This window comes from Mesorhizobium sp. M0040 (genome assembly GCF_040323505.1).
GTDB lineage: Bacteria > Pseudomonadota > Alphaproteobacteria > Rhizobiales > Rhizobiaceae > Mesorhizobium.
This window is the reverse complement of record NZ_JAMYVA010000112.1, coordinates 1-3724: the sequence shown is the minus strand read 5'-3', so window position 1 is coordinate 3724 and position 3724 is coordinate 1. Positions and strand designations below refer to the sequence as shown.

The 3724-nt window shown below is 60.8% G+C and carries 4 protein-coding genes; all 4 read right to left on the bottom strand.

Features of this window, described 5'->3' with window-relative positions:
• On the bottom strand, positions 1-358 hold a 358-nt coding region (locus NKJ91_RS33385; RefSeq protein WP_352458896.1), incomplete at its 3' end, for a response regulator.
• 13 nt (positions 359-371) lie between these two features.
• Positions 372-719, bottom strand: a complete 348-nt coding sequence (locus NKJ91_RS33380) for a response regulator (RefSeq protein WP_246501742.1) — start codon at positions 717-719, stop codon at positions 372-374.
• 14 nt (positions 720-733) lie between these two features.
• On the bottom strand, positions 734-3388 hold the full coding sequence (locus NKJ91_RS33375; protein WP_352458895.1) for a GAF domain-containing protein: 2655 nt from the start codon (positions 3386-3388) through the stop codon (positions 734-736).
• On the bottom strand, positions 3354-3724 hold a 371-nt coding region (locus NKJ91_RS33370), incomplete at its 5' end, for an SCO family protein (protein WP_352458894.1). The genes NKJ91_RS33370 and NKJ91_RS33375, both read right to left, overlap by 35 nt.

The following is a 3724-nucleotide window of genomic DNA, read 5'->3' as shown; positions in this document are numbered from 1 at the left end:
AGCGCACCCGCGCTAACAGCGCCCTGTGCTCGAAGGGCTTTGTCAGATAGTCGTCGCCACCGGCGTCCAGCCCATCGACCACGTCGCGCGTGTCGGCTTTCGCGGTGACCAGAATAACGGGGATCGACCGCAGCGATTGATCGTGCTTGAGCATGCGTACCACACTGATGCCGTCGAGCTTCGGCATCATGATGTCGAGCAGGATCAGATCCGGCGTGAGTTCGCGGGCTTTCGCAAGCCCCTCTTCCCCATCGGCGGCGGTTGCAACTTCGTAGCCATTCGCCTCGAGGCGCATGCGCAGGATCTCGAGGTTTTCCGGAGTATCGTCGACCGCGAGAATGCGAGGCGGATCGTGCAAAGCGCTGCCTCCCTCAAGAAAGGAACCCGCGAATCTCGGAAAGCAGCTGGCGCGGACTGAAGGGCTTGGCAATGTAACCATCGCACCCAGCAGCAAGGGCTTTCGCCTCGTCGCCCGACAACGCGTAGGAGGTGACGGCGATAATCGGAATGTGCCGGAGCGCCGGGTCGGCCTTGATGCGGCGGGCCGCTTCATACCCGTCGATCACCGGGAGCTGAATGTCCATAAGGATCAGGTCTGGCCTGTGCGCTCCGGCTGCAGCGATGCCGGCGGCGCCGTCCGCCGCCTCGATCAGTTCGTATTCGGTGGTAGCAATGAGATCGCGGATGATCTGGCGGTTGTCCTCGGTGTCTTCCACCATCAGGATTCGTTTGCTCATGCGGCCCTCACGTCCTCATTCACCCGGATTGGTACCTTGAGACGGAATGTCGACCCTGACCCGATCACGGACTCGACGTCTAGGGTTCCGCCATGCATTTCGACGATGCGCTTCGAGATCGCCAGGCCAAGACCCGTACCGCCCTTCTGCCTGGTACTGCTGTTGTCGACCTGCTGGAATTCTTCGAAGATGAGAGCCTGGTCCTTGGACGCGATGCCGGGACCGGTGTCTCGGACGGTCATCTCGAAGTGCCCGTCGACCGCATCGGCAAGAATGTCGACCGCACCCGTTTCGGTGAACTTGACGGCGTTGCCTGCAAGATTGAGCAGGACCTGCGTCAAACGGCGTTCGTCCCCGCGGCCGATTGGAAGGTTCTCGGCAACAGTCGTTGAAAGCTCAAGACCCTTCGCTCGTGCCAGCGGCTCTACAGCCGTAACTGTCGATCGAACAATCTGCGCGACGGAGTAGTCCTCGATCGCCAGTGTGAGCTGGCCGGCTTCGATCTTGGAAAGGTCGAGTACGTCGTTGATGAGCCCGAGGAGGTGACGACCGTTTGCCTGCACGCGCGCGACGGTCGTCTTTGCCTTGTCCGGGAGTTCGCCGTAGATGCCGTCGACCAGCAGCTCTGTGAAACCCAAGACCGAATTGAGCGGTGTCCTGAGTTCGTGGCTCATATTCGCGAGGAACTGGGACTTGTGGCGGCTAGCTGCCTCCAGCTCCCGGCTTTTCTCCTCGATCTCACGGAACAGCTTGGCATTCTGGATCGCGAGCACCGATTGGGCTGCGAAGGTCTCCAGCAGGTGGACAACTTGCTCATGGAAGGCACCTGGCTTGTAGCGCCTGACGACCAGTGCACCGACGATCTTGTTGGGCCTCAGCAGCGGAACGATCAGGATACCGCGATATCCGGCTTCGACGATCGTCTTTCTTACAAGGAAGGATGAGGCCTCCTCGCTGAGGTCGGGAAACTGCACCGGCATGCAGCGCTCGGGTGCGTCGCCGATCCCCATGTCGGCCAGCCCGATCGTCTGGTGTGAGACTGCGGCTATAAGCTCATCGCTCATACCGAAGTTTGCGCGCGGACGGAATTGCTGCCGCGTGCTGCTGAACACGTAGATGGTGCCAGCATCCGTCTCCGACAACTGGACCGCTTTGGCGACGATCGTTTTCAGCACCGTGTCGAGATCCAGCGTCGAATTGACCGCCTTGCTCACTTCACCAAGCGCCTCGAGCTCACCAACAGACGCGGCAAGCTCGCGCGTCCGTGACTGCACCGCCTCGAAGAGCCGCGCATTCTCGATGGCGATCACCGCCTGGTCGGCAAATGTCTCGACGAGCGCGATCTCCTTGAGATTGAAAGGTTGCGGCTCAACCCTCGTCATGACGAATACGCCAACGAGATCACCTTCCCGCGACAGCGGGGCAGCGAGGACGGTGCGGAATCCGCCTGCCTCAGCGATCAAGGCAACGCGGTAGTCCGGATCAGCGGTCACGTCTTCGATTTGCACGATCCGCCGTTCTTCGATTACGCGCCCTACGGCGGAGCCTCGGCCTGCGGCGAGCGCGGGAAGTGGATTGGCGTCGACATAAGCACGGAAACTGGGCGGGTAGCCATGCGTCGACACATAGCGGAATACGCCATCCAGCAACTGCACGATACCACCCTTGTCGGCACGGCAGAGCCTGACAGCCGATTCCACCAACGTATCGAGCACGACCTGCAGATCGAAGGTAGAGCGGCTGATGACCTTCAGAACGTCTGCGGTGGCTGTCTGCTGCTGAAGGGCTTCGTCGAGCTGCTGGGTGCGCGTCTCAATCTCCTGATACAGGCGCCCCAGCTGGTCGGAGGTTTGGTTGACGTTAGCGGCGAGCACTCCAAGTTCGTCGCGATTGGCGACGGCAACCTGTTGGGCGAAGTCGCCGGCCGCTATCTGGCTGAGACGCGTCTCGATCTTCTTGACCGGTTCGATCAACGACCAGGAGATGATGTAGCCGAGCCCCAACGCCAGCAGGATACTGCCCACCGCAAACGAGACCACGATCAGTCTGGACGTGCCGTACGCACCCTCGGTCGTTTCGATGGCCACTACCATGTCGGCCTCGGCCATGTTGACCAGCTGGTTTGTCAGCCGCTCGAGGCTATCAGCCGACGGTATGATTTCATCAAGCTGAACCTTGCGCGCCTCCTCAGTGCGGCCGGCGCGGACGAGCTCTGCCACGTGCGTCACCCCGGCCGTCAGCCGTTCGTACTCTTGCCTGACCTGGCCAAGCACTTCCACCTCGGCTTTGGCGACGAACTCCATGCGGTCGAGGTCGTAGCCGAACTGGTTGAGCTGGCGCAGCGCCGCATCCAGCATCCGGTCGTCCTGAAGCAAAAGGGCGGTGGAGATGCCGTAGAGCTGGGTGGTCGTATCGTGCTGGACCTGGCGATAGGCTGCTATCCGGCGCTGCAACTTGATCAGCTCGTTTGTTTGATCATTGACCCCACTCAGCACCTGCAACCCGACGGCCCCGAGGACGATCAGCAGGCCGACAATCGACAGGAACGCGATCAAGAGCTTGGTCTGGACGCGCGCCGGCAGCCGGGCAACCCAGCCAACGAGCCGGTTCGTTATGCTATTTGGATTCGTCCAAGAGGCTGAGAAGGTCATCCCGGAACTCCTCCAGGTCGAACCGGACACCAAGATACTGTACTCGCAAGGTGCCACCGGGGTCCACGAGCGACGTCAACAAGGTATGATCGACATCTCCGTTCGCCGCCTTCTTCGCGATGACCCCGTATTTCCGTCCAACCTCATGGACAATCGCCGGATCACCGGTAAGAAACGACCAGCCCTTCAGATCGGCGCCAAAATTCTGCGCATATTCCTTCAAAACATCGGGCGTGTCGCGCTCCGGGTCGACGGTGATCGAAACGAAGGCGATTTTCGGTCCGAATGCACTACCCAACTTTTCCTGCACGCTGGCCATATGGGCGGTCAGCATGG

What these genes read in the sequence shown, in the direction of transcription:
- NKJ91_RS33380 (WP_246501742.1), bottom strand. Translation starts at nt 719, where the DNA reads ATGGTGGAAGACACCGAGGACAACCGCCAGATCATCCGCGATCTCATT.
- NKJ91_RS33375 (WP_352458895.1), bottom strand. Translation starts at nt 3,388, where the DNA reads ATGACCTTCTCAGCCTCTTGGACGAATCCAAATAGCATAACGAACCGG.